At 50.1% G+C, this 23,487-nt stretch carries 18 protein-coding genes; 1 reads left to right on the top strand and 17 read right to left on the bottom strand.

Annotated elements, in window-relative coordinates; all coding sequences use genetic code 11:
- Positions 1-13: 13 nt before the first annotated feature.
- From PSTEL_RS24100 to metK, 10 genes are all read right to left on the bottom strand, one after another.
- Positions 14-514, bottom strand: coding sequence for a flagellar protein FlgN (locus PSTEL_RS24100; protein ID WP_038699294.1), 501 nt, complete (start codon positions 512-514; stop codon positions 14-16).
- A gap of 13 nt (positions 515-527) precedes the next feature.
- Entirely contained in the window at positions 528-809 is a 282-nt protein-coding gene (gene flgM, locus PSTEL_RS24105; RefSeq protein WP_038699296.1) for a flagellar biosynthesis anti-sigma factor FlgM, read from the bottom strand.
- 123 nt (positions 810-932) lie between these two features.
- Positions 933-1,340 carry a TIGR03826 family flagellar region protein gene (locus tag PSTEL_RS24110; protein WP_038699298.1) on the bottom strand — a complete coding sequence of 136 codons (408 nt, stop codon included), beginning with the start codon at positions 1,338-1,340 and terminating at the stop codon, positions 933-935.
- Between the two features lie 158 nt (positions 1,341-1,498).
- Positions 1,499-2,038 (bottom strand): ComF family protein, encoded by a 540-nt coding sequence (locus tag PSTEL_RS24115; RefSeq protein WP_169744627.1) that lies wholly within the window; start codon positions 2,036-2,038, stop codon positions 1,499-1,501.
- Positions 2,039-2,293: 255 nt separating this feature from the next.
- Entirely contained in the window at positions 2,294-4,255 is a 1,962-nt protein-coding gene (locus PSTEL_RS24120) for a DNA/RNA helicase (RefSeq protein ID WP_038699302.1), read from the bottom strand.
- A gap of 109 nt (positions 4,256-4,364) precedes the next feature.
- Positions 4,365-4,796: a glycosyltransferase family 2 protein gene (locus PSTEL_RS26535; protein ID WP_052098933.1), complete on the bottom strand. Its 432-nt coding sequence runs from the start codon at positions 4,794-4,796 to the stop codon at positions 4,365-4,367.
- Positions 4,797-4,874: 78 nt separating this feature from the next.
- Complete coding sequence (locus tag PSTEL_RS24130) at positions 4,875-5,597, bottom strand: response regulator (protein WP_038699304.1); 723 nt, start codon at positions 5,595-5,597, stop codon at positions 4,875-4,877.
- Positions 5,598-5,601: 4 nt separating this feature from the next.
- Entirely contained in the window at positions 5,602-6,762 is a 1,161-nt protein-coding gene (locus PSTEL_RS24135) for a sensor histidine kinase (protein WP_038701604.1), read from the bottom strand.
- A 57-nt stretch (positions 6,763-6,819) separates the two neighbouring features.
- Positions 6,820-9,552, bottom strand: coding sequence for a stalk domain-containing protein (locus PSTEL_RS24140; protein ID WP_038699306.1), 2,733 nt, complete (start codon positions 9,550-9,552; stop codon positions 6,820-6,822).
- A 217-nt stretch (positions 9,553-9,769) separates the two neighbouring features.
- A complete protein-coding gene (gene metK / locus PSTEL_RS24145) occupies positions 9,770-10,972 on the bottom strand; it encodes a methionine adenosyltransferase (protein WP_038699308.1) in 1,203 nt (400 codons plus the stop codon).
- A gap of 517 nt (positions 10,973-11,489) precedes the next feature.
- Here metK and PSTEL_RS24150 point away from each other — a divergent pair.
- Positions 11,490-12,683 carry a transposase gene (locus tag PSTEL_RS24150; protein ID WP_038694187.1) on the top strand — a complete coding sequence of 398 codons (1,194 nt, stop codon included), beginning with the start codon at positions 11,490-11,492 and terminating at the stop codon, positions 12,681-12,683.
- A 120-nt stretch (positions 12,684-12,803) separates the two neighbouring features.
- On the opposite strand, the gene PSTEL_RS24155 is transcribed toward PSTEL_RS24150, so the two are convergent.
- The 7 genes from PSTEL_RS24155 to PSTEL_RS24185 all read right to left on the bottom strand — a co-directional run bounded on the left by PSTEL_RS24155 (position 12,804) and on the right by PSTEL_RS24185 (position 23,461).
- The gene (locus PSTEL_RS24155) at positions 12,804-13,073 is read right to left on the bottom strand and encodes an alpha/beta-type small acid-soluble spore protein (RefSeq protein ID WP_038699310.1); all 270 of its coding nucleotides are present in this window, start codon (positions 13,071-13,073) and stop codon (positions 12,804-12,806) included.
- Positions 13,074-13,233: 160 nt separating this feature from the next.
- Complete coding sequence (locus PSTEL_RS24160) at positions 13,234-13,767, bottom strand: hypothetical protein (RefSeq protein ID WP_038699312.1); 534 nt, start codon at positions 13,765-13,767, stop codon at positions 13,234-13,236.
- 75 nt (positions 13,768-13,842) lie between these two features.
- Positions 13,843-16,590, bottom strand: a complete 2,748-nt coding sequence (locus tag PSTEL_RS26540; RefSeq protein WP_052098936.1) for an S-layer homology domain-containing protein — start codon at positions 16,588-16,590, stop codon at positions 13,843-13,845.
- Positions 16,591-17,189: 599 nt separating this feature from the next.
- The gene (locus PSTEL_RS24170) at positions 17,190-17,531 is read right to left on the bottom strand and encodes a hypothetical protein (RefSeq protein WP_038699314.1); all 342 of its coding nucleotides are present in this window, start codon (positions 17,529-17,531) and stop codon (positions 17,190-17,192) included.
- 170 nt (positions 17,532-17,701) lie between these two features.
- Positions 17,702-21,325: an S-layer homology domain-containing protein gene (locus PSTEL_RS24175; protein ID WP_038699316.1), complete on the bottom strand. Its 3,624-nt coding sequence runs from the start codon at positions 21,323-21,325 to the stop codon at positions 17,702-17,704.
- 193 nt (positions 21,326-21,518) lie between these two features.
- Positions 21,519-22,646 (bottom strand): glycosyltransferase family 4 protein, encoded by a 1,128-nt coding sequence (locus tag PSTEL_RS24180; protein WP_038699318.1) that lies wholly within the window; start codon positions 22,644-22,646, stop codon positions 21,519-21,521.
- A 122-nt stretch (positions 22,647-22,768) separates the two neighbouring features.
- Positions 22,769-23,461, bottom strand: coding sequence for a WecB/TagA/CpsF family glycosyltransferase (locus PSTEL_RS24185; protein ID WP_084065483.1), 693 nt, complete (start codon positions 23,459-23,461; stop codon positions 22,769-22,771).
- Between the last annotated feature and the right edge of the window lie 26 nt (positions 23,462-23,487).

Raw genomic sequence — 23,487 nt, forward strand, 5'->3', positions numbered from 1 at the left:
TCTATCTATAACATTAAGCGCGGGTATCAAAAACACCGTTGCGTTTGGCAGTTCGGGCTGTATTAATCTGATCCGGCCGTGAATAGGTCGAATCATCTTCTTCGATATAGAGGTTAAGGGAAAAATCAATGAAGCTTAAGGATTGAGCAACCAGCGTCTGGTTCAACTCATTCAGGCGCTTCAGCTTCCCTAAGTTCTCGACAAGCTTCTTCTGCACATCCAAGAGAGAAGCTTTCTCTTCTGGGTCAAAGACAAGCCGGGATATTTCCGAGATCGTAAGGCTTAGACGGGATTTAATCCCCTTTTCTCTCATGAATTCATGCGCCATCTCCTGCTGAACCTTTTCCTGGTTCCTGATGCTCTTGATCAAAGAGGATTCCCCGGTTGTCGTACGCAGCAATTCATCAAAGTTCCCTTTAATAAGGGCCTCTTTCTTTTGTTCGGCTAGCTGGAGCAGTTTCTCATTGAGTTCATTTAATAATTCCAGCGATTCAACCAGTTTTCGAAGGGACATCGTTTATACTCCCCTAGTCTTGTTGGATGTTCTTGAAGTAAGGAAGCAGTTTATCGGCCAGGTCCCGGGCATCTACATTATATGTTCCGGAAGAAACAAGTTTTTTCAGTTCCTCAATCTTTTTCGTCTTTTCAACATCTCCCGACTGCTGTGCACGCAGCATCTCAAGGGCTTCTGCAGAAATGGAGACCTCATCTTTCTTCTGCGACTTCTTAACGCTGTTAGCGGCGTTCGTCTCGACTGTCTTCTGATAAGGATTTATACCGTTGACTCTGTTGGTATCGTTAATTTTCATCGTTATCCATTCCACCTTTCAATCAAATAATAAAAAAACCGATAACCTCTTTAATAAGTTTATCGGGTAGGGTCGGGGCAATATTAATAGCTGTGCCATTAATTTTGTCTATTATGAACGTGTTTATGAATGATGACGGTCTTCTACTGTGAAATAAGTCGTCCCCTTCTTCTTGGGGGTAGTGGGAGCTTCTTCCTTCTTTGGAGCCTCTGTAAATCCTTTTCTCAGCCGGGTCCGGCAGTCGTCGCACATATGGCTTTCCCGGATCAGCCGGCCGCACACCTCACAAGGGTACATCATATTTGGAGCGTTGGCGATGGAAATCCGGCCCTCTTTGATAAAGCGGGTAATTTCCTTGATGGATACTTCCGTAGCATCGGACAGCTCCTGGATATCCGTATTTTTATGTTCACGAATGTATTTGACACAAGCTTCGTATTGTTGTTCAAGTTCTTTGATACAAGGCTGGCACAACTCCATAACATTTTTGACATATAGCCGGCCGCACCGAGGACAATTATCAAGGTTCATAATTCCAGCCGCCCCTTTCTTAATATCTGTGCTTACAAAACATACCTCATCTTCCTAGATTACATGATTGGATTGGAATAGTCCATATGTCTATGTCTCCACTCTTATGTATATTTTGGCTGGCCTTTTCCAACTGATGTGACAGTGATGCAAACTCTTCATGAGCGTGCCCAGGTTAAGCTGCAGATCTCAATATGGCCGTCGTACGCCTCGGCCGTTCGCTGGATCACTTCAGCACATGAGTGTATAGTACTGCCCGTTGTATAAATATCATCGATAATGACAATACGGGACACTTCCCGTTCACGCAGCTGATGAGCAAAAGCCTCCCCCTTCTTGTTATTGAAGATAAAAGCCTCCTTCATCGCCTTGATTCTTTCGGCCCTTCCTTTAAAACTCTGCTTGCCGGTATGACGGGTCCGGCCCAGCAGTTCCATTACAGGGATTTTGCGCCGCAACGATAAAACTTCCGCTAATCTGCCCGCCTGGTTGAAGCCGCGCTCCAAGAGCCTAGCTTCGCTTACGGGTACGGGTATGAGCAAATCCGCCTTCCACTTCGTGCCCCTTCTGGATTCCAGTTCCGACTTCAGCATCTCATATGCATGGTCCAGCATCGCTCCCAGTAGCTCGCCATATCTTTCATCGCCGCGGTATTTGAACTCACCAATCCAGCTCCTCATTTCACTGCTGTAAGCCACCGCGCTTCTATTTAGCAATAACGCTGAAGCGTCATAGCCCCTGGCGCAGTCGGGACAACCCACCGGCCGGCCGCATTTGCGGCAGCGGGGCTTTATAATCCAGGGAACCGACTGTTCACAGACGCTGCATATGCCGGGAAGTCGGACGGAAAGGCGCCGTTCTCTGCCGCAGACCAGACAGGCTCTTCCGGAAGGCGATAACAGGCGATGAAAGAAGCCAAATCCCTTTGGCAAGCGATTATCCAATGACATCACTCAAATCTCCTCCTTGCGCAGATAACCCTTGCGGCGGGCGATCGTGTTCATCGTCCGGATCTGGGCCCGGGCGCTTCGCTGAGCCCGGTTCCAGACCGGCGAGGCGAAGACGACGCGGCCATGCGGGTCCTCTAGAGAGCGACCTGCGCGGCCGGCCATCTGAACCAGCGAGGCTTCATCGAACAGCCGATTATCGGCGTCCAGTACGAACACATCGCTGCGGGGCACCGTCACGCCCCGCTCCAGGATCGTGGTTGTCACAAGCAGCGCAAATCCACGGCTGCGAAAAGCCGCGACCTTGCCCGCCCGTTCCGGGTCCTGCGACGATGTCCCCTCCATAAGGATACCCGGCAGTGACCTTCGGAGCAGCCGCAGCAGCCCCTCGATCTGCGCAATTCGGGTGATGAATACAAACACCTGGGCTTCCCGCTCGAGCGATACCCGTAGTGATCTGACAAGCGCAGCCGGCAGCCTTCCACGTTTCAGGCAATCGGCAACTGATGGCATGCCAAGCCTTGCGGGCACGGGAAGCGGATGCCCGTGAAATCTTGCCGGCACTCTGGCATGGGCCAGCCGCCCCCGCCTAATTTCGCTCCGCAGCGCGGCGGGCGGCGTAGCCGACAAATACACAAAGGCACCGCCGGGCTTGCAGGCCTCTTCAGCGGTGAAGGCAAGCATAGGGTCTCCGTGATAGGGAAAGGCATCGATCTCATCAATTATGACCAGATCGAATCCCCGATGAAAGCGGAGCAGCTGATGGGTGGTCGCCAGCGTAATCGCGCCAGGCGTCCACCGGTCCGGGCTGCCGCCGTACAGTACGCTGATGCTTGCCGCCGGAAAGGCGCGGGCCAGCCTGGGAGCCAGCTCCAGCACGACATCGCGCCTGGGTGTGGCAATCAGCGTTCGTCCTCCGGCGGCGAGCACGGCTTCAAGGAGCGGGAACATCATTTCCGTCTTTCCCGCTCCCGTGACCGCCCAGAGCAGAAATCCGCCTGGGCGCCTGCCCGCGGAGCCGTCCCGCGGCTCCGCCAGGAACCTGAGCGCGGCTCCGGCAGCCTCGACCTGCGCCGCGCTCAGCCCCCACCGGCGCGCCAGCCCGCCGGTGCCCGGATCGGCCGTGCATGGCACGGCCGGAAGATGCGCGCTGCGCAGCAGCAGCGCGCAGGACCGGCTGCGCCCCAGCGCGAGGCAGGCCTCGCAGTAGGCGCAGCCGGCAAGGCCGCACGCGGCGCAAGCCGTGCGGCCCGTGGCTTCGCTGCCGCAGCGCCGGCAGCGCGGGAGCGCGGCTGCGGCGGGCTGGCGCCGCAGCGTGTTCCAGGCGCGGGCCAGCGGCCCCCGCGCCATGCGGTGGCCTCCGGCGCGCTCAGCCGGCGCCGGGCCCACCGCCGCCTCGAGCAGGAGGCGGCCCTCCAGATGCGCCAACTGAGCGGCACTTCGCCAGTGGCCCAGCATTTCAGGGCAGCGCTCGGCCAGCAGCGACTCCACTTCGGCTTCCAGGAGGGAACGGCCGGTTAAGGCGTCTGCCAGCGTATCGGCATGCTCCCGCAGCCTCGTTACTGGAGGAAGCTCATCAGAATGAACCCTTCTGCCAAGCTCCGTCTCGGCACTGCCAAGGATACCCACTCCTAGCAGTCTCTTGTCCCGATCTTGTCTCTTGCTCCGATCCCCCCTCGTTTTCCATTCTTCCCTCATCTCCCGTTCCAGCCGTTTCGCGGCATAACGCCTCCATTCCGGCTCTCTCCACCCCGCCATTTCCGGAGCTTCGCAAAAGCTGTCCCGAAGCAGCGCCGCCCATCCGAGCGGAATTTCCGCCGAGAGCAGGACCCATTGCTCCGGAACTGGAGGAAGCCCTCCCTCCCCGCCAGCTTGTCCGGTCCACCACAACCGGTCTATTCGCAGATCAAGGGAGACCGTTATACTCCATTTGTGATTGTGCTGTACCGCATATACCGCAACTTTCATCGTTTTCCTCCTGATTTCCTTTCTAGATCAAAAAAAGCACACTCTCCCGCTCTGGGAAAGTGTGCTTCACTTTGACCGTACTTTGCTTCCATTATAATTCATGAGTAGATCATAAGCTTCCCGGTCTCCGTGAATACGAGAATGGATGAACCGGATCTTCATGCCGCAGGTCAATTACAGTTCGAGCCGCCGCCTCACCGGCAGACGCGAGCTCAAGCGGATTCTCCGCTTCCTTCCGCATCTGCAGATCCAAAGAACATCCGCTGCTCTGCAAGCCCGAGACAATCCGCAGAGTTCCATCACTAGAGCCTTCATCCAGAAGAAAGGTTACGCGCAAGCGCTTGCCGGTTAGGAAGGACTGCAGCGTCATCGCCCGGATCACGCCTTCAATAACGGATTCATGATTGCGGGCGATCAGGATGTAGTGCATCCATTTCCCCGCTTTCTCGGGCGTTCCCCGCTCTTTCAGAAGCTTGAGCGAATGAACCATTACAACCGCGGATGCATATACGGCTCCAATCCAGATTAACTGGGTTATCATGGAGATGCACCTCCCTTTGATACCACCATGATATGCCGGCGGATCGCGAGAGGTGCTTCCCAGGTTGTCTTCGCCCTGTTACAGGGTTACCCAACCGTACTTGATGGAGTTGATTACCGCTTGCGTGCGGTCGTCGACCTCCATTTTTTGCAGAATACTGCTGACATGGTTCTTAACCGTCTTCTCGCTGATGAACAGGTATTCCCCAATCATCTTGTTGCTCTTTCCCTCGGCCATCAGCCGCAGCACTTCCGCTTCCCGGCGGGTCAGCGGATTGTTGTCGCCCGCTACAAATTTGACGCCCGCTTCCTTCACGGAAGTTTCGGCGATTGCTCCAGCTTCGTTCAGGTAAGTCATGCGCCGCAGTTGGTTGATCAGCTTGCCTGTCACCTTAGGATGTATAAAAGCATGCCCCTCACAGACGGAACGGATAGCGTTGATCAGCGACTCCGCTTCCATATCCTTAAGCAGATAGCCGTTAGCACCCTTGCGGAGCGTTTCAAATACATAGCTTTCGTCATCGTGGATAGACAGGATGATGACTTTGACTTCGGGGAACATTTCCCGCAGCTTCTCCGTAGCCTCCACGCCGTTCTCAATCGGCATATTGATATCCATCAGCACGATATCCGGCTTGTTCTGGTTGCAGAATTCCAGCACCTGGATGCCGTCGCCGCATTCGCCGATAACCTCAATATCGTCCTCCATATTCAATATCCGTTTGAGACCTTCCCTGAACAGTTGATGATCATCTGCCAACAGCACTTTAATAGGCGTTTTGCCGGAAATTTGGTTCTCCATTTGATTACTCCTTCCCCTTGTCCACGTTCGTTGGAATATGGATGATAATTGATGTTCCCTGATTCTCGGCAGATTCGATTTCCATTCTGCCTTCCAGGAGCTCCACGCGCTCCCGCATGCCAACCAGTCCGAAGCTCTCCCGGTTGATCTGCTCATTCTTCATCTTCTGAACGTTAAATCCTATTCCATTATCCTTCACGACAATTTTAATCAATTGTGCCTGATATGTAATTTCCACTAACACATAGCTGGCAAAAGCATGTTTGGCTACATTGGACAGCGCCTCCTGCACGAGCCGGTAGACCGCTGCTTCCATTGCGGACGACAGACGATGCTCTTTGCCCCGGGTTTCGAAGGAAGTACGGATCTTCGTTTTCTCCTCATAATCATGGACATATTTTCGGAGAGTGGGGATTAGTCCCAGGTCATCCAGAGCCATCGGACGCAGATCAAATATTACCTTCCGCATCTCTTCGAGACTGGAGCGAACCTGCCCCTTTAAATCTACTACTTCGCTCTGCACCAGTCCAAATTCCTGCTTCACCAGCATTCTTTCAACAATTTCCGTCCGCAGGACGAGATTGGCCAGCATCTGCGCGGGTCCGTCATGGATTTCCCTGGCGATCCGTTTTCGTTCCTCTTCCTGGGCCAGAATGATTTTGAGTCCGATCATCTGCCGGTTCTTGGCCGATTCAACAATTCTCGTCACATGGCCAAGCTCGCCGGACAAATATTTCAGGACCACACTCATCTGGGAACCGATCGTCTCCGCCCGTTCCACCGAGCTTTCTACGCTGCGCACCCGCTTATACAGCTCATCTCGCCGGTTTCGCAGGTTGAGCTCCCGTTCTCTTGTGATCATTAGCTCGAGCTGAAGCTCTGTCGCCTTTTCATAGGCAATCCGGATATCCTGTTCTGTATAACGAACAAAATCACGGCTCACTTCAGTCAACCTGATGCGCGAACGACGGTAATCAATTTCCAGCTTATCTACCTTCTGCAAGGTCTCATCCGTTTCCTGCCTTACCCGGTGCAGTTCATTTGTGAGATTTGCAAGCTCCTCGCGGGCAGCTTGCAAAATCTCATAAATTTGATACTTGCTGTCTTCCATTACATCGATCGTATTTTTGATCACACGGTCAATCGCATCGGTCTGGAAATCCACGGACAATAGCCCCATTTCTCTCGAATCATTTAATGAAAATAACTTTATATTAACATATCATGATTCGATCGTTACGGTCTTCGTTTTCTGTTCCCATTTTACAGTTAATCCAAGCTGTTCCGAAACCAGGCGAAGCGGGACTAAAGTCCTTCCTTGTAGGAGAATAGGCGCTACTTCTGCACTCTGACGCTTTCCGTTCAGTATGAACTCCTTCTTGTTCACCGTAAGTTCCAGCGCTTTGGAGCCGCGAAGCACCATAATATTCTTCGTAACGGAATTCCAGGTAGCGCTGCCGCCGAACGCGTCGAGCACATATTTAATCGGTACATAAGTCGTTCCATTCTGATTCAAAGGCGCCGAATCGATCGTTTTCTTCACACCGTTGACGGTCAGTGATTTTTGGCCAATCGTCATACTGGCCGTTCCCGTCGGCAGGCCTACCTCGCTGGAAAGGGAAGGCATAACGAAGGAAATATTATCAAAGGCTACAGTGCCGGTCTTGGCGCGCTCATCCTGGCCCTCTTCCACGTTAACAACGTATACTCTTTTGAGAACGGCTGGGAACTTGATGCCGTAACCCGAGAGATCGACGTTAATTGTCTTCCACCCCGTCCAGTCGATCGTCTTGGCAAGGTCCACGTAGACCGTGGAACCGCCTGCGTCCGTGAATTCGGCGCGGAGCCAGTTCAGGCTCTTATCACCCAAGACATCCACCGACATAGTCGTGGCTGCCGCAGGCACCGTGCGTCCCGTCGTTCCGTTAAGCTGGGCATATGCATACATTTTGCCGCTTCCAGCCGTCATGTCGTAGCTGAGTGACAGTACCTTAGAGCCGGCATGATCGCCCGTGCCCGCCGTGATCTGAGCCGTCCCCTGAACGCCCTGTGCGTTAGTCGTAAAGGCTACCGGATAACTAACGTTCTCAAAGTCCTCCCAGGCCGTCGCAGCGGCTGTTGTCAGAACCACGGCCGTAGTGAAGCCGTCATAACGCGCGATAGCATAGCCTGTCGTGACTCCCGGATTGACCGAATTGATGGTTAACTTCCCATCCTGAACGCTGCCCTGGAACCCTACAAACTCCCATTTCAGAGAGGAGGCCGGAACGCTTATCGAAGCACCGCTTCTTGAGACCGCTGTAACCGGCACTGAAAGGGTTGTTCCCGCTTTTAGCGCACCTGTGGCTGTTCCCGGCTGCAGACTGCTTAGATCATCGCCACCGAGCACGGTTACCTTCGTTGTGGCGCTGGCGGAGCCGCTGGCCGCAGTGAGCGTTGCCGTTCCGGCCTTGACCGCCGAAGCCACGCCGCCGCTGACAGACACGCTTCCGTTACTTGATTTCCATGAAGTGTTCCCCGTAGATAAATCGATCGGATTGTAGTACGTGTCATAGCCCTTCAAGGAATACGTAGCACTTTGCCCAATCAGCAGAACGCTGCTGCCGCTGATTTTTATCCCCTTTACCTGTCCCTGCGGAGCGTTGGTATACACCCCAAGTCCATTGACTACGCTGCGCTGTTCCGTACCGTATTCGGTATCGAATGAGAGTACGGTCTGGGTCTCGGCAAGCGGCCGGTCTACCATGGTAGTCGAACCCCCGCCATCCAGGTTAAGCCCCTTGTACACGCCGATACTTGTCATGAAGGACTGCAGCTCGGTCAAGGACATGCCGGAGCTGTCGTCATTTTTTTCTACCGCGATAATATAGACGTAACGTCCATCCTGCGAGTACCCTAGCGCCGTTCTTGCCCGATAACCGCCAATACTGCTGACCGAACGGGAGAAGGACGTCGCCTTGCCGTTACTGACCAGTATCGTATGCCCGCCGATCATCATTTGCAGCGTCCCCGGATCAATCGCTTGACCGGTTGTCTCTGAACGCAGCGAATACGCGGTTGTCAGCTTCTGCCCAACTGCCAGATGAGAAGCTACGAATTGCGCTGCAGTACCATGTGTACGCAAAATATACGCCCCTGCCGGAACTGCCATGGGCAGTGCCGCTCCCTGCGAAATCTGCGTGATCACGCCATTCTCCACCAGCACTTCAGTTGGGGTTGCCATAGAAGCATTCTTCGGGCGGTCTGCTGCCGTCCAGGCATCGGTATATATATATGCCGCGTTGACATGGCTATATGTGGAGGTTCCGCCTTCCGGATTGTACGCCCCCTTGTTAACACCCGCCAGCGCCAGCTGAGAGCCGTCCTCAGCCGTTACGGTTCCTTCAAATGAGAACTCGTCGATCATCGGCTTGCGGTCCGCCGTCAGGGCAAATGCATACAGACCATCCAGCTGTGAAGGCGTTGACACAAGCGTCCCTCCGGATACTTCGCCGCCAATTGGTGCCCCTTCCCCTGAAGTGTTAAAATAATCACCATTCACGGCTGCGACCGCCTCAGTCTCCTTAGCCATGCCGCCTGTGCTCTGGCGTGTGGTCAGTTTGCCGTTCTTCCCCGTCATCACATCAATCGATACATAAGGGTTGTTCAAGTCGACACGGATGACATCGGCCAGACCGGTCGCCTTGCTGCCTGAACGGGTCACGGAGTATTTATACTTCAGCTTGGTCGCACCGGAAGTGATAATGTCCTCACTGATTTTCGTCGCCGAGAACGAAGTTGCAGCTTCGGCTATCGAAGTCGTGTTAAGGCTTATCAGCGGCAGCCCTTCTCCGATCACCGGCATAATCCAGATCACACCTGCAAGCGAGGCTACGATCCATTTTTTAGCAACTGCGTGTTTAACGAGTTTAGTCGATTTCTGTTGTGATTGATTCCACGACCCATTACTCTTCATTCCAGATTTACTCTCCCATCTCCATTGTTCCCTCTCTGATTCTTTGTCCCAAACTTCCTTTCACAATTAATAGACTGTTTAAGTATGAAAAAGTTACGAAAAATTAACGTTTTTTTGGTCGTCTTATAGGAAATGGACATAAAAAAACCTTTCGTAAAGAACAGCCCGCTAGAGAGCTTTACTCTACGAAAGGTATTTGGTTAGAATATTTTACCGATTACAGGCCTGCCTGCTCTCTCAGAATGTCCGCTTTATCCACACGTTCCCACGGCAGATCCAAATCGGTACGACCAAAGTGGCCGTAAGCAGCGGTCTGCTTGTAAATCGGTCTGCGCAGATCCAGCATCGAGATGATTCCGGCAGGACGAAGATCAAAGTTGCGGCGAACAAGCTCAACCAGCTTCTCTTCGCCAATTTTGCCGGTACCATATGTATCGACATTGATGGAGACCGGATTGGCCACTCCGATGGCATAAGCCAATTGAATTTCGCATTTATCAGCCAGTCCGGCAGCAACCAGGTTTTTGGCCACATAACGGGCGGCATAGGCTGCGGAACGGTCTACCTTAGTCGGATCCTTACCGGAAAATGCTCCGCCGCCATGACGGGCGTATCCGCCATATGTATCGACGATAATTTTACGGCCCGTCAGACCGGCATCACCCTGCGGTCCACCAATAACAAACCGGCCCGTCGGATTAATGAAATATTTGGTCTCCGAATCCAGCAGTTCTTCTGGTACTACCGGCAGAATGACATGCTGCTTGATATCAGCCTGAATCTGTTCCAGGGTAATTTCCTCCGCATGCTGCGTCGAGACGACGATCGTATCCACGCGAACCGGCTTATCATCCTGGTATTCAATCGTAACCTGCGTCTTACCATCAGGTCTCAAATAATCCAATGTACCATTCTTCCGCACCTCGGACAGACGGCGGGCAATACGGTGAGACAGAGCAATCGGAAGCGGCATTAACTCAGGCGTTTCATTCGTAGCAAAACCGAACATCAAACCTTGGTCACCCGCACCGATATTAGCGGTTTCTTCCGCAACCTGGGAAGGATCGCGATTCTCCAAAGCTGCGTTGACGCCTTGTGCAATATCGGCCGACTGTTCATTTAAAGAGGTCAGTACGGCGCAGGTATTATAGTCAAAGCCATACTTGGCACGTACATAACCAATCTCCTTAACCGTGCTGCGAACAATGGAGGGGATATCCACATATTCGGATTTCGTGCTGATCTCGCCAATAACGAGAACAAGTCCGGTCGCAACCGAAACTTCACAAGCTACGCGGGCATAAGGATCGTTAGTAAGAAATGCATCTAATACCGCATCCGAAATTTGATCACAGATCTTATCCGGATGTCCTTCCGTTACGGATTCAGAAGTAAATAAATGACGTCCTTTAACAGGCATGAATTCAACCTCCTATATAATAGGTAGAAACTGAATGCTCCAGTTCTCCTATTACGATCATTGTCACATAATTATTTACATTAAATCAAGACTTTACAATAAGCAACCTCGCCCAAGGGTAATCGCCTAGGACGTCCTTTAGACAACGAGCATCAAGCGGGAACATTAGTCTGAACTTAAGACATAAGATGTTATTTCACTTCAAAAAATCAACCTTTTCCTTATGGAAAAGGTCGGTTTTCCTCAAAAGTCATCTTATCGTATTTGACTTAGGGTGTCAATCTAAGGAAAACCAATCAAACAAGAAGAAAACGGCTGAACCGCCTCTTATGAAGGTAGTCCGCCGTTCCAATTGTGAATTACTTGTTAGTTGCTTGCTTGTTTATTTATTTGAGCATTTTGCATTAATCTAAGCCCTTGTTACACAAAGCAATTTTGAGCATAAAAAAGGACTTCACCCCAACTTGGAGAAGTTTTCAAGTGACCAAACGAGAAAACCCAAGGGAGTGAAGTCACTATGTATATTCTCCAAGAAAGTCTATTTTCCTTTGAAGAGCTTCAAAAAATCGAATCGAAAGAGCGATTGCCCATCTTTTTCAGCGCTTTGGACCTGCGACCTTACGCAAGAGAATTGAGAAATCCCTCACCCCGAGGAGCAGACGGACACTGTCGTCAAGGCATTCTTCGCGCGCTACTCGCAGCTCCTTTAGAGAATATCGATACGTTCACCGGCCTAGCGCGCAGACTAAAGTTTGACCTCCGTTTCCGTTACCAATGTGGGCTTCGACTGGATATCCCCGCTCCTTCGATTTCTACATTAAGTCGAGTCTTTGCCGAGTTGACTGGCAAAGGCCTTGCCAAGCAGTTGTTTGAGGATCTTGTGACTCAGTGCCAAGAAGCTGGAATCATCGACGGAACTCATGTCGCTATCGACAGCGCCGCTATTCACGCTTACGAGAAAAAGGAACCCAAGCGAAAAAGTGAACTCACCGGCAATGCCAACTGGGGTGCCAAGTTTGACACCTTTGGCAACAAAGTCAAGTGGTTTGGCTATAAGTTGCATCTGGCCGTCGATGCCAAAAGTGAACTTCCCATGGCGCTCAAGGTGACCTCTGCCCATGTGAACGACGGAGACGAAGGGCCTGCACTCATGACGACTGTCGCTGCGAAATCTAAAGTGAAATTCTTCATGCTGGATGCGGGCTACGACCAAATAAAAAACTACGAGGCCGCCCGGAACGTCAAGGCGCAAGCCATTATTCCGCTGAATCCACGGAATGAAAAGGAACCGCCAGCGGGGATTACCCGCAAAGGCACGCCCTGTTGTTCGATGGGATTTCCCATGACGTATTGGGGACAGGAAAAGGTGCATTTAAAATTCCGTTGTCCACATGCGACAGGTCAAGTGGATTGTCCTTTGGGCATGGCCGCTTGTTCGTCCTCCAATTATGGAATGGTGGTTAAAATCAACAGTCAAACGGATCTCCGGCGTTATGCGCTACCGCATCGGGAAAGCCGAGGCTGGAAGGAACTTTACAATAAACGAACCAGTGTAGAACGCTGCAATTCTCGAATGAAGACCTATTTAACTGCAGACCAGCTTCACGTCTGGGGGATTCAAAAAGTGACAACTCACCAATATTTAAATGCGATTGTGTTACTTGCCTCTGCGCTTGCCATTGCGAAGCAACGAGTACAGAACGCCGCTTAAAAACTTCCGATTCATTGAAATTCTGTCCGTCTGTCTATTTTTCACTCCACTCTCACAACACTGAGATTTCGTTGTAACCTAACTTTGACTTTAAATCAAAATATGAATTATGCAAAATGCTCATTTAAAAAGGACCTGTTCGGCCTGCGCAACAAGCCGCTTTGTAATTTCTCCCCCAACAGAGCCATTTTCCCGGGAAGTCAGCTGTCCTAAATACGGCGTTTGCATGATACCCGAAGCTCCTGTCACCCCAAGCTCGGACGCAAATTCCGTGTCGGCTCCCGCTGTGGAAACAGCTCCGTACAAACCAAATTCAGAGGCGATTTCAAATTGCATGCGCTTCAGCATTTCTTTACTTTCCGGTACTACCTTTCGATTTCCGCGTGCCATATCGCATACCTCCTGCAAAATGATGATTACAGGAGTATTGTGCTCTCGCCTAGTCAACTTGACTCACTGAAAAATCTGCACGTTCTGGATTGCCGCACCTTGAAAGCGAAGAACTGTACGGCATCCTGTATAAACCTCAATAAAGAAGCCAAAACTACTATTACTTCAGTGTGTAACCTCCGCGGACCATGACCACTAAACCAAGGGTTTGACCGGATTGTACGGTAATTCCGCGTCCATCTCTTGGAAAAGATAATAAATGGTTCTGCGGGGCAGCTTGTCCATCCGTCAAATCCAGACCATCGGTCAAGTCGGCAACCCCATTGGCATCCTGTGATACTATTACAGCCTTACCTGCCCGCACAATAAATTCGGCGCCTGCTGAAGCAATCAGGGTCTGCCCGGGTTTAACGTCAACAATCGAGCTAGTTGTACTCGAAGTTGAGGTCGGGGCAGCAGGTGAAACCGTTGCTGTAGGGGTTTGGGTAGCGGACGGAGTTGAGACAACTGCACCACCTTGAAGCGCCTTTTGGATCTGCTGATCAACATAGCTTTTCGTGACTACAGGATCATCAGCGGTACCTGGCTGATTCCCCACATCAGCACCTTGAGCTGTATTGCTGATAATGGAACCTCCCCAAATGGCAGTCACAAGAAGACCGGCGGCGATTGATACTTTCACATAAGGCTTCATGAAGCTCCTCCTTGAAGAGTGGATATAAAAAAAGAATAGCCTCCGAAGAGGCTATTCTTGCTTCGGTTAGGAAGCTTACTTGGCATCAACCGATGTGCCAGTTGTGATGCTGTTACCAGCGTTGTCAACGATTGTTGCATTATCAACAACCTTAACGTTCAGGGTGTTGATGTTGTTAGCATTCAGGTCCAGAAGAGTACCGTCAGCCTTCGCGAATGTTACATAGTACTTGCCTGCGTCGTTACCGGCGCCTGCAGTAACATTCTTAACTGTGTACAGAGATCCGGTAGCCGTAGTGGCAACACCGTTGATCGTGAACGAGAAGTCAGCTGCATCTACATTCTTAACTGTTTCGGAGAATCCGAGAACCAGTACAGTAGAATCACCAGTGGATACCGCAGCCGAAGTCAGTGTAGGAGCTACGCGGTCAGTCAGCGTGATGGACTGTACCTTAGCCAGTACACCGTTGCCAGCTGTATCGGCAATACCTACAGCTGCGAAGTCATAAGCCTTAGTTTCGCTGATAGCGGATTTAGGGATAATGACCTTCACTGTTGCAGCAGTCGGAGCAGTGCTGGTACCAGTGGAGCTAGTCAGGTAGATATAGGATCCGCTCGGCAGTGCTTTTGCACCCAGAGTATAGCTGTTCAGATCCTTAAGAGTTGCAACGTTCAGACCAGTTTCGTCAGTTGCAGTTACAGTTACAACCACATCGTCAGCGGAAGTGCTGTCGGTGTAAGTGATTCCTGTTACTACCGGTCTTGTGTAGTCAGTAGTCGAGGTAGTTGCTACAGATACAGTCACAGCTGTTGCAGACAGCTTATTGGCAGACAGGGAGATGTCTGTTACCAGAGCTGCTGGCAGACGCAGAGTGTAGTTGCCGCTCAGGCCAGTAACGTTCGGATAAGTAACGGTAGCACCGTCTACAACCGCACCAGTGTAATTAGTGGATACGATTTGACCAGTAGATTCGCTGATCAGCGTAGGAGCGCCAGTCAAGCTAGTTACATCTTCAGAGAACGTTACAACCAGACCCTTGCCGCTAGTGTATACTGCGCTAGCAACAGTCGGAGCAGTTGTATCCTTAGTGATTGTGATCGGTTGAGTCAGAGCTGTTCCCAAAGTATTACCCAGCGTATCCTTAACGGAAGCGCCAAATACGATGGATCCAGTGAACGTTCCGGAAGACGGAAGCGAGAAGCCTGCAGGAACTTGCAGTCTGATCGTATCCTTGTTGGAAGTCGTTACGACGCTGAATGTTCCCTTACTGTCGCCATATGCATCCAGCAGACGAACGTTAGCAACGAAGGACTCGTAGTTTACTTTCTTGTTGAACTTAACGTCAACATACTTGTCACTAACCGGAGTGATGCTTACGATCGTCGGAGCAGCCGTATCGGAAGTTACCGTTACAGTCGTCTTGATCGGGTTCGGGTTAGCTACGTTGCCGGCGAAGTCAGTCACGTTCAGCAGGGATACATCATAAGTAGCTCCGCTGTTCAGTGTTCCCGTCGTCAGTGTGAAAGTATCATAAGTATCGGATGCTACCGTTGCAGCAGAAGCTACGCCGTTAACATAAGCGATGATACCAGCCGATTTAACCGGCTCGCTGAATTTAACAGTCACGGAAGTAGTTGTTGTCTTAGCTACGGCAGAAACGCTAGCTACAGTAGGAGCCGTAGTATCAGCAACTGTGATCAGGCTAGTGAATGCTGGGAACTTAGTTCCTGTAGTCGTCTTAACTGCGTCAGTTACAACAACAGTGTATTGACCCTTCAGGTATTCCAGACCAGGCAGAGTGATCGTTGCTTCATTACCGCCTGCATTCAGGGTAACATAAGCGCCATCAACGGTTACAGCAGGTGCTCCGTTGAGGTAAACTGCTTGAATTACGCCAGCCTTAACCTTGTCGTTGGAAATCAACGTAGAGGCATCGATTGCACGGTTGAATTTAACAACCAGCTGCTTAGCGTTTGGAGTTGTAACGGAGACAACCTTAGGAGCTGCCAGTGTTACTTTAACGTTGTTGTAAGTGTAGCCTTCGAACGTAAAGGCAGGAATCGTTGTTTCTACGCCTTCAACCAGAGCGGTTGTCAGTGTAACAGTTGTCGATTTGCCGTTAGCGAAAGTTACAAGAACTTCAGTCGGGCTATTAGCTTCAGCAGAAGTTACAGCCGGAGCAACCGATTGAGTTGCGATTGCATAAGCAGTTTCAACAACCAGGGAACGAGTAGCATTGCCCTTGAAGTTGGTGCTTGCTGCGATCAGGCCTTTATCGATTACTGCTTGTGCGTAACCTTTAGCCCAAGTAGATGCATTGTTGTCGGTAGTTGCAGGAGTTTCCAGTTTCAGAGCGCGAACCAGAACGGTTGCTACTTCTTCAACTGTTACTTTACCGTTGTAGTCAAAGATACCTTTAACAGTATCTTTACCCTGCATCAGGTTAGCTGCAGTAACGGCTTCGATGTAAGGAACAGCCCAGTTCTTGGCGTTGTATCCTTTATCTTTGTAGGACAGCTTGTTAGTTACTTCAGTCAGGTTGAACAGCTTGGTAACGATCTTAGCGAACTCAGCGCGAGTCAGATCCTTCTCAAGGTGAGCCTGGCCGTCCGGATATCCGTTCAGGATGCCCTTATCTTTCAGAGCGTTAAATTTATCTTGCGGTGTTGCTGCTGTTTCACCGAATGCTACAGAGGCAAACATCGAGAATGCCATTGCTGTAGACAGTGCTACGGACAAAATTTTCTTCATAACCTTTTTTTCTCCTCCTTGAACATTCATGAACTGTGGTTCTTGTTTAGTTGGGTAGCTCATGTCACTCATTAGCCGATGCACCCCCTTTCCCGAGTTGAGCAAATTAAGTATAAATAATGTCTGTGACGGGTATCACAGAAACTGGTAAATGCATTCAAGGCATGACAATACTAGATTCCTAATTCTACCTTAGTATTATACAATGTGCCTTAAGTCACGTAAAGCTAATTTTTCCAACCGATAAATATGGGTATTTATTCAGCGTGCTTTGTTGTGACCCTACATCTTAGACGCTTCAGTTTCTTAAAAGTTGCGCCTCTTTTAATTTTTTTTTGGAGAGGTGACCCATGGGCCCCTGCGTCCAATTTCGGTAATATAATCAAAACATGGCTGACTCCGGAAACCAGTATAGCATGATTTCCCGGATTGCGTTACATGCAATATTTGTTAAGTTTATAAACCGTATTCGGCATGCTTAAACGAAGAAATTCTCTATTATATACCTCTGTCAGAATAGCGGGACTTTCTGAATTTTAGCTGAACGCAATTGAGCGGGAGAACTATTCTAACAGCAGACACAAAAAAAAGCCCTTGTTCCGCAGTATGAATGTGGAATAGAGCTGTTGTTAGTATATATGAATTCTGTCCAGCAACACTGCAGACAGCTATTATCGGATTTTCATGGAGAGCTGAATAAGCTCCTGCCGCTTCTCAGGACTTGAATTCACATTATTATAGAGAGCATCGATTGCCGCCTTGTTCTCCTTGTATGTCTTCTCATGCTTGATTGTGGTGTGGGACCAGTCGATCAGAGCATTCTCGGCCAGTATAAGCTCGTTATACGCATCATGAAACCCGGTAGTCTGAACAAGTTCCTCCATAACCTCCTGGGTAATCTCCTGAAGCGCCCGTTTGGCGGCGATTTCTTTCTCCATCACTTTTGCTGTATTCTCAAACTTATTCTTGGCTTTCATATAATCGATCTGAGCTTTGGATAAAATCGGTTTCATCTTGCGTTCTCCTTCTAGCTTTGAGTGTATTCTAACGCCTACTTATGCCATTGTAACGTAAAGCGATGCAGATTTCAAAGAAATGTAATTGGAAACATACAAGGAAGCCTCACTCCGGGTCAGGAGCGAGGCTTCCGTTGCAGCTTGCATCCAAGCGTTATAACCATGAATTACAGCTTTTTCATTTTAACCATCATTCGGTAAGCCATTCCCGCTCCGTCTGCCCGCGTAAATTTAGCCTGCGGATCGAAGCGGTAGGTTGCTTTTTTCTGGCCTGCAACAAGCTTATTGGCGATTCCTGGAATAACTCCGGCTTTGTACACCGCTAAAATAGACGGAACCGAATATTGGGATACAATAGAGCCGCTATCGGTAAACGTTTTTTGCAGCGTGGCCAAGTCTTTGCTGACCGTACCCAGTTTCAGATTCATCGCTCTGGCGATCATAACCGCTGCATCCTCTCGGGTGAGTGCATTATTTGGAGAGAACACACGAGGTGCGGTTCCTTTGATCAACCCTTTACGAACTGCCGTTTCGATGTAACGGTAATCCCAAAGAACATTACTGCTGATCGGAACATCCGCGAACGTCATTTTTGTCTGATCGGCTTCATAGTCCAGTTGAATGCCCATAATCTTCACCAGCATCGTGGCAAATTCACCGCGCGTCATGTTGTCGTAAACGCCAAACTCATTATTGTCTTTAGGATTCATAATCCCTTTTGCCAGAACGGTTTCCAGTTCATTCTTCAATGTAGGGTGAGCGACAATATCATCGTAGCTGTACCGCAAGCTCATAACGGTGTAATAACCGAACCCATCAAATTTGGCGGTGATTGTCTTACTGCCCGTATTGACGGTGCCGCCCATGTTGTACCAGGTTCCGTCTACACTTTTCCACACTGACAGATTGGTAGCCGCGGCGTTGGCTATCGCCGAATCATACTTCAAGGTAATGGTCCCCTGCTGAGTAGGCTCCATCCATCTTCCTTTATGCCCGGAATAGAATTCGTTGCCTGCTTTGTAGGGATGAGAAGACACGACTGTGTTGTAATCGTTCAATGAAGCGCTCGATACAAAATAACCTGGATCGATCCAGTAGAGATTAGATGCATAACCATAGTGCACCTTAGGTGTCAGATATGTGGTTGCCAACGAGTTGGCGTCAACAGCCGTGATCTGTCCATCCTGATAAACGAGAGTTGCGCCACTAACCTCAGTTTCACCCACGCGATTATACTGCTTGACCGTACGGCCGTCCTGCTTATCGGCAATGCCGAGCAAAATATACTGATCATTGAACAGATTAATTTGGCGGGTATTGGTGCTTCCCGGTGTAGGCGAGGCATCCCGCAGCATGGTGCCTTTCGGGAAGTTAATGACAACCGAATTCTGGAAAGCGGTCAGCTTGCCAGAGGAATTCAGCGTCGTCTTAAGCTGAGCTCCCTGCAGTACTTCATCCGAATAGGTGATGCTGAATGAACCATTTGTCTTCTGTGTGCCATTGGTGATTGTAAATTTGATTGTATTAACGCCCTTCTTCAAGCCCTTAAGCTCGGTCCGGAAAATATCCTCTTTACCCTTCACCAGTGCAGTCTTGCCAATAACGACGCTGTCTGCACCTTCAGCCTGAATGCTTACATCCACGAAGTTCTGCTTAATAACACTTTCGTTCGGAAGCTTAGGCGATAGTAGTTTGTATGGCGGCACCTCACGGGTAATCTGTAGAGCCTGTGAGACTGTCGAAGTTGAGAGCCGCGCCGAAATAACGAAGGTCCGAAGTCCCGTAGTCGGCAGAGCCTGCGACTTCAGCGTGAACACACCGTCCCGAGCTGAAGGGGTCAATAACGTACCTGGTGTTGTCGTAGTCCATGACACGCTCCAGACCGTACCAGTCCAGGCTGCTTTCAGGATCTGTGATCCATCAACACTAACAACAACCTCGTCGGAGTTGCCTGTCGTGAACTGGATATCCGCGTTCTTTTGATTCGTTGTGTATTGAAGCTTGCCCGTCTCGACAAACAATTGATCAGGATCACTTGTCTGATTGACAGGGAGCGGAGTAACATCAATCAGCTTAGGCAAGTTGCTCGAGAATAAATATACGTTAACGCTGGACGTTACAGGGACTCCATTGGCCGTACCTGTGATCGTAATTTTATTTGCTCCCTCCACCAAAGAATAGAGAGCATTACTGGCCGTGGAAAAATTAAATGTATTCGTCGCTGCATCCACAGGCAGAACCGTCGTGGAACCATTAATCGAAATTTTCAACGAATTAATGTCCGACGGCAAGAAATTAATAAGCTTACCCTGGACCGCTGTGAAATCACTCGCGCTGGTAAATACCTGATTATTGTACAGATTGCTGATCTCAATGTAAGGCGCCGATACATAGTTAATCGGAATGTAGCGGCTGTCTGTATTGGCTCCGCTGCCCACCGTAATATGAAGCGTCTGTTTGCCGGTTGGCAGGCTGGTGATCTTGAATACCCGATAACCGCCATCATTACTCGTATATGCCGTTGAAGCAAGCACTGGGCTGGCTGTCGAACTGCCGTCTGGAACTGTAGTCAGCACTACACTGCTTAAGGTCCCTGCGGTAGCATCGCTTGTTTTAACAAGCAGCCACAGTGGAAGCTGGAACAAGCTGGTATTATCACTGAATGTTCCTGCAGAGGTATAAGATACGCTCGTACCAGAAACAGAGGGGCTATACACTTGTTGAACATCCGTAATATATGGCGTCGAACTATTACGGAATTTAAAGTCAACGGAAGAGATGCTTTTGCTGTCATAGCTTCCATTAAAATAAATGGTGTAATTTCCATTGTCAGTCAAATTCAAATTCGTCGTGCCCGTATAACCAAATTTAATAAAATTACCAGTGGTAGTCGGAGCACTCACCGTCGCCGCCTCATTCGAAACAACTACTACACCGGTGTCTGTGTTCTTGATCGTGAAAGTAAGTGCGGTCAGGTTGGAAACCGCCGTTTCTGGTACCGGGAAGATGATGGAGCCGTTAAGCACGCCCGAAGCCGAAGAGATGACTGTTCCCGTATCCACGGCTGTTGTGCCAATCTTGGTGTTGAACGGAGTCCCGCTTCCTGCAGCAGCATAAATGACCTCGCGGGTTACAGAGTATGTCCGGGTTCCGCCATCTGTTGTCGCCACGAATGTCAGCTTATTATATCCGGGGTTCAACTTGTAATCAGCGATGACAAAGGTTGCGCTGCCGCCGCCATACATCTTCGAGGAATTGAGCATAACCTCAGTGGCATTCGGCGCTTCCAGCATCACTGTCAGCCCTTGTGTATTTACCAATGTAGGCGCACTTTCGTTAAGCAAAGTACCATCCGGCAGAGCGATGTTATAAATCGCAGGCACGTTGGAGAAATTGACATAGGCCTCGCTGCTGACCATGCTTCCATCGGAAGTCGTACCATAGACCGTAATCCGGTTAAGACCCTGAGTCAGTTGGACGTTGGTAAATGTAAAATACTTCTCGTTCGTAATCGTTGGCTTGACATCGGTGCCGTTCGCACCGGCTACCGCGGTACCATTAATTAAACCATCCACTTTATAGTAGATACTGTCGGCAGACACGCCATTAAAGGTCCCTTCGACATCAACGGTGCTTGTGTTGACAGATGTCGGTGAGTTCTGGTCTGTACTGAATTTGGTAAACGAAAAGTATTGCCCTGCAGCCTGTACAGCCCCCGATGCCGAGAGAGTCGACAGCAGGATTACAGCTGCCAGAATGAAACTGCCGATCGACTTGAATCTGTTCTTCACTTGTGAAACCTCCTACTGCTTTATTATTTGATCTAAAATGGATAATTGGGTGTTATGTTGCTTCCTTTTCTATATATCGGCTGATGCCCCCGCAATAATTAGCAAATTTTTAACAAAACACAAAAAACCCATTCCAAAAGGAATGGGGCTTGTCTACTATAAATTCTGTTCTCAGCAGTTCACAATTTAAAAATCAGGACTTGGACCCTTTCTCAGGGCTTACTTTCATGAAGACACGAGACAGCAAGTTCAGCAAAGGCTTCTTCGTCTGTCCAACCAAACCAATGACCTCCGCGCCGATCTGCAGGAAGAACAGCATCACACAGATCACGACAAAGGTTACCCAGTTTGCTTCATACATAGCCGACGAGGACTGAATAACAGCCAGAACACCGAAGAAAGCGGCGATTCCGTAAATGATCAATACCGTTTGACGGTGGCTGAAGCCCAGCTCGCGAAGACAATGATGCAGATGTCCTTTGTCCGGAGCAAAAATCGGCTTCTTCTGCAGCTTGCGGCGCACGATCGCGAAAAAGGTGTCCGACAGCGGCACGCCGATAATCAGCAGCGGAGTGATAAAGGAAACGACCGCGATCTGCTTGAAGCCGAGCAAAGCGAGCATGCCCAAGCAGAAGCCGAGGAACAGAGAACCCGTGTCCCCCATGAAAATCTTGGCCGGATGGAAGTTAAAGAATAGGAAGCCAACAATACTGCCCAGCAGGAGCAGACAAATTAGCGCAACCATGACATTTCCCATCAAAAAGGCCATTGTGGCGATTGTTGCAATCGCGATACCGGATACTCCGGCTGCAAGCCCGTCCAACCCGTCGATCAGATTAACGGCGTTCGTCACACCGACAATCCAGAAAATCGTAAGCGGAATGGCGATCCAGCTCTCCAGCGAGGAGTAGGAATTGTTAAAAGGTATATTGACGAAGTCCACAGTGATATGGAACCCGAACACCACGATACATGCTGCGGCGATCTGTCCCAGCAGCTTCACCTTAGCCGACAGTTCAAACTTGTCGTCCAGCGCGCCGAGCAGCACAATGAGACCGCCGCCGCTGAGCAGTGCTTTGATGAAGTTCATATCGCGGGTGGAAAATTCATACGAAATAAACGGCGATATGGCAAGAAGTCCTAACACAAACGCCAGAAAAATACCCAGGCCTCCAAGGCGCGGCATAATCTTCGTGTGCACCTTGCGGGCATTCGGCACATCCGTGGCGCCAATGGCAAGAGCAAGTCTCTTGACCAGCGGCGTCAAGCACAGCGCAAGCCCCATGCAGACGATAAATCCGGCGATGTATATAATTAGCATACGTTTAGTCAACCCCCATTTCTCTACCGCATTGAATTATACTCTCATCCAAAAACAAATTCCAAGTCCGAATTCAGGCGATTTTTGTTGATTGTATGGGGAATTTCCTGATAACACTGACATTAGGTCACGCTATCTTTCTCACGCACCACTTTTACTGCGAATTTCGGCAGCGCAAGCATTCTTTTATAGCGGGTAGGTTCTTTCAGAAGCCGATAGAACCATTCCAGACGCAGCTTCTGGAAGACAACGGGAGCCCTTTTGCTCTTCCCGGAGATGACGTCGAAGCTTCCGCCTACCCCCATCATAACCGGAATCCCAAGCTGCGATTTATACTTGGCGATCCAGGGCTCCTGCGTATCCGCTCCCCTTGCGACGAACAGCAGATCCGGCTTTGTCTCCAGGATGCTGCCGATGACGCTCTCATCCTCTGATGCTCCAAAGAAGCCGTCCCGGTAGCCCGCAATAACGATTCCCGGATATTGCTTCTGTAACCGGCTCGCGGTTTCCCGAATCACCTCGGGAGTAGATCCCAGCAGATACACGCGCCAGCCATAAGTTTGCCCCACTCTCATCAGCTCGTGCAGCAGATCATATCCGGGAACCCGTTCCTTAACAGGATTCCCGCCTCGCTGGGCTGCCCATACAACCCCGGTTCCGTCTGGAACGACAAGCTCAGCCGAAGACATGATGTCCATGTAAGCTGGGCTGTCCAGCGCGGCCATAACCATGATCGGGTTGGCCGTAATGACCTGATGAGGCGTTCTGGAACGAATTACTTCTATTAAATAGTTAACGGTTTCCTTCATATCCATTTTGGATACCGGTATTCCAAAAATCG

The organism is Paenibacillus stellifer, assembly GCF_000758685.1.
In the GTDB taxonomy this organism is placed as follows: Bacteria; Bacillota; Bacilli; order Paenibacillales; family Paenibacillaceae; genus Paenibacillus_AQ; species Paenibacillus_AQ stellifer.

What these genes read in the sequence shown, in the direction of transcription:
- PSTEL_RS24100 (WP_038699294.1), bottom strand. Translation starts at nt 514, where the DNA reads ATGTCCCTTCGAAAACTGGTTGAATCGCTGGAATTATTAAATGAACTC.
- flgM (WP_038699296.1), bottom strand. Translation starts at nt 809, where the DNA reads ATGAAAATTAACGATACCAACAGAGTCAACGGTATAAATCCTTATCAG.
- PSTEL_RS24120 (WP_038699302.1), bottom strand. Translation starts at nt 4,255, where the DNA reads ATGAAAGTTGCGGTATATGCGGTACAGCACAATCACAAATGGAGTATA.
- PSTEL_RS24180 (WP_038699318.1), bottom strand. Translation starts at nt 22,646, where the DNA reads ATGCTAATTATATACATCGCCGGATTTATCGTCTGCATGGGGCTTGCG.
- PSTEL_RS24140 (WP_038699306.1), bottom strand. Translation starts at nt 9,552, where the DNA reads ATGAAGAGTAATGGGTCGTGGAATCAATCACAACAGAAATCGACTAAA.
- PSTEL_RS24110 (WP_038699298.1), bottom strand. Translation starts at nt 1,340, where the DNA reads ATGAACCTTGATAATTGTCCTCGGTGCGGCCGGCTATATGTCAAAAAT.
- PSTEL_RS24155 (WP_038699310.1), bottom strand. Translation starts at nt 13,073, where the DNA reads ATGGCACGCGGAAATCGAAAGGTAGTACCGGAAAGTAAAGAAATGCTG.
- PSTEL_RS24170 (WP_038699314.1), bottom strand. Translation starts at nt 17,531, where the DNA reads ATGAAACCGATTTTATCCAAAGCTCAGATCGATTATATGAAAGCCAAG.
- metK (WP_038699308.1), bottom strand. Translation starts at nt 10,972, where the DNA reads ATGCCTGTTAAAGGACGTCATTTATTTACTTCTGAATCCGTAACGGAA.
- PSTEL_RS26540 (WP_052098936.1), bottom strand. Translation starts at nt 16,590, where the DNA reads ATGAGTGACATGAGCTACCCAACTAAACAAGAACCACAGTTCATGAAT.
- PSTEL_RS24150 (WP_038694187.1), top strand. Translation starts at nt 11,490, where the DNA reads ATGTATATTCTCCAAGAAAGTCTATTTTCCTTTGAAGAGCTTCAAAAA.
- PSTEL_RS26535 (WP_052098933.1), bottom strand. Translation starts at nt 4,796, where the DNA reads ATGATAACCCAGTTAATCTGGATTGGAGCCGTATATGCATCCGCGGTT.
- PSTEL_RS24185 (WP_084065483.1), bottom strand. Translation starts at nt 23,461, where the DNA reads ATGGATATGAAGGAAACCGTTAACTATTTAATAGAAGTAATTCGTTCC.
- PSTEL_RS24160 (WP_038699312.1), bottom strand. Translation starts at nt 13,767, where the DNA reads ATGAAGCCTTATGTGAAAGTATCAATCGCCGCCGGTCTTCTTGTGACT.
- PSTEL_RS24130 (WP_038699304.1), bottom strand. Translation starts at nt 5,597, where the DNA reads ATGGAGAACCAAATTTCCGGCAAAACGCCTATTAAAGTGCTGTTGGCA.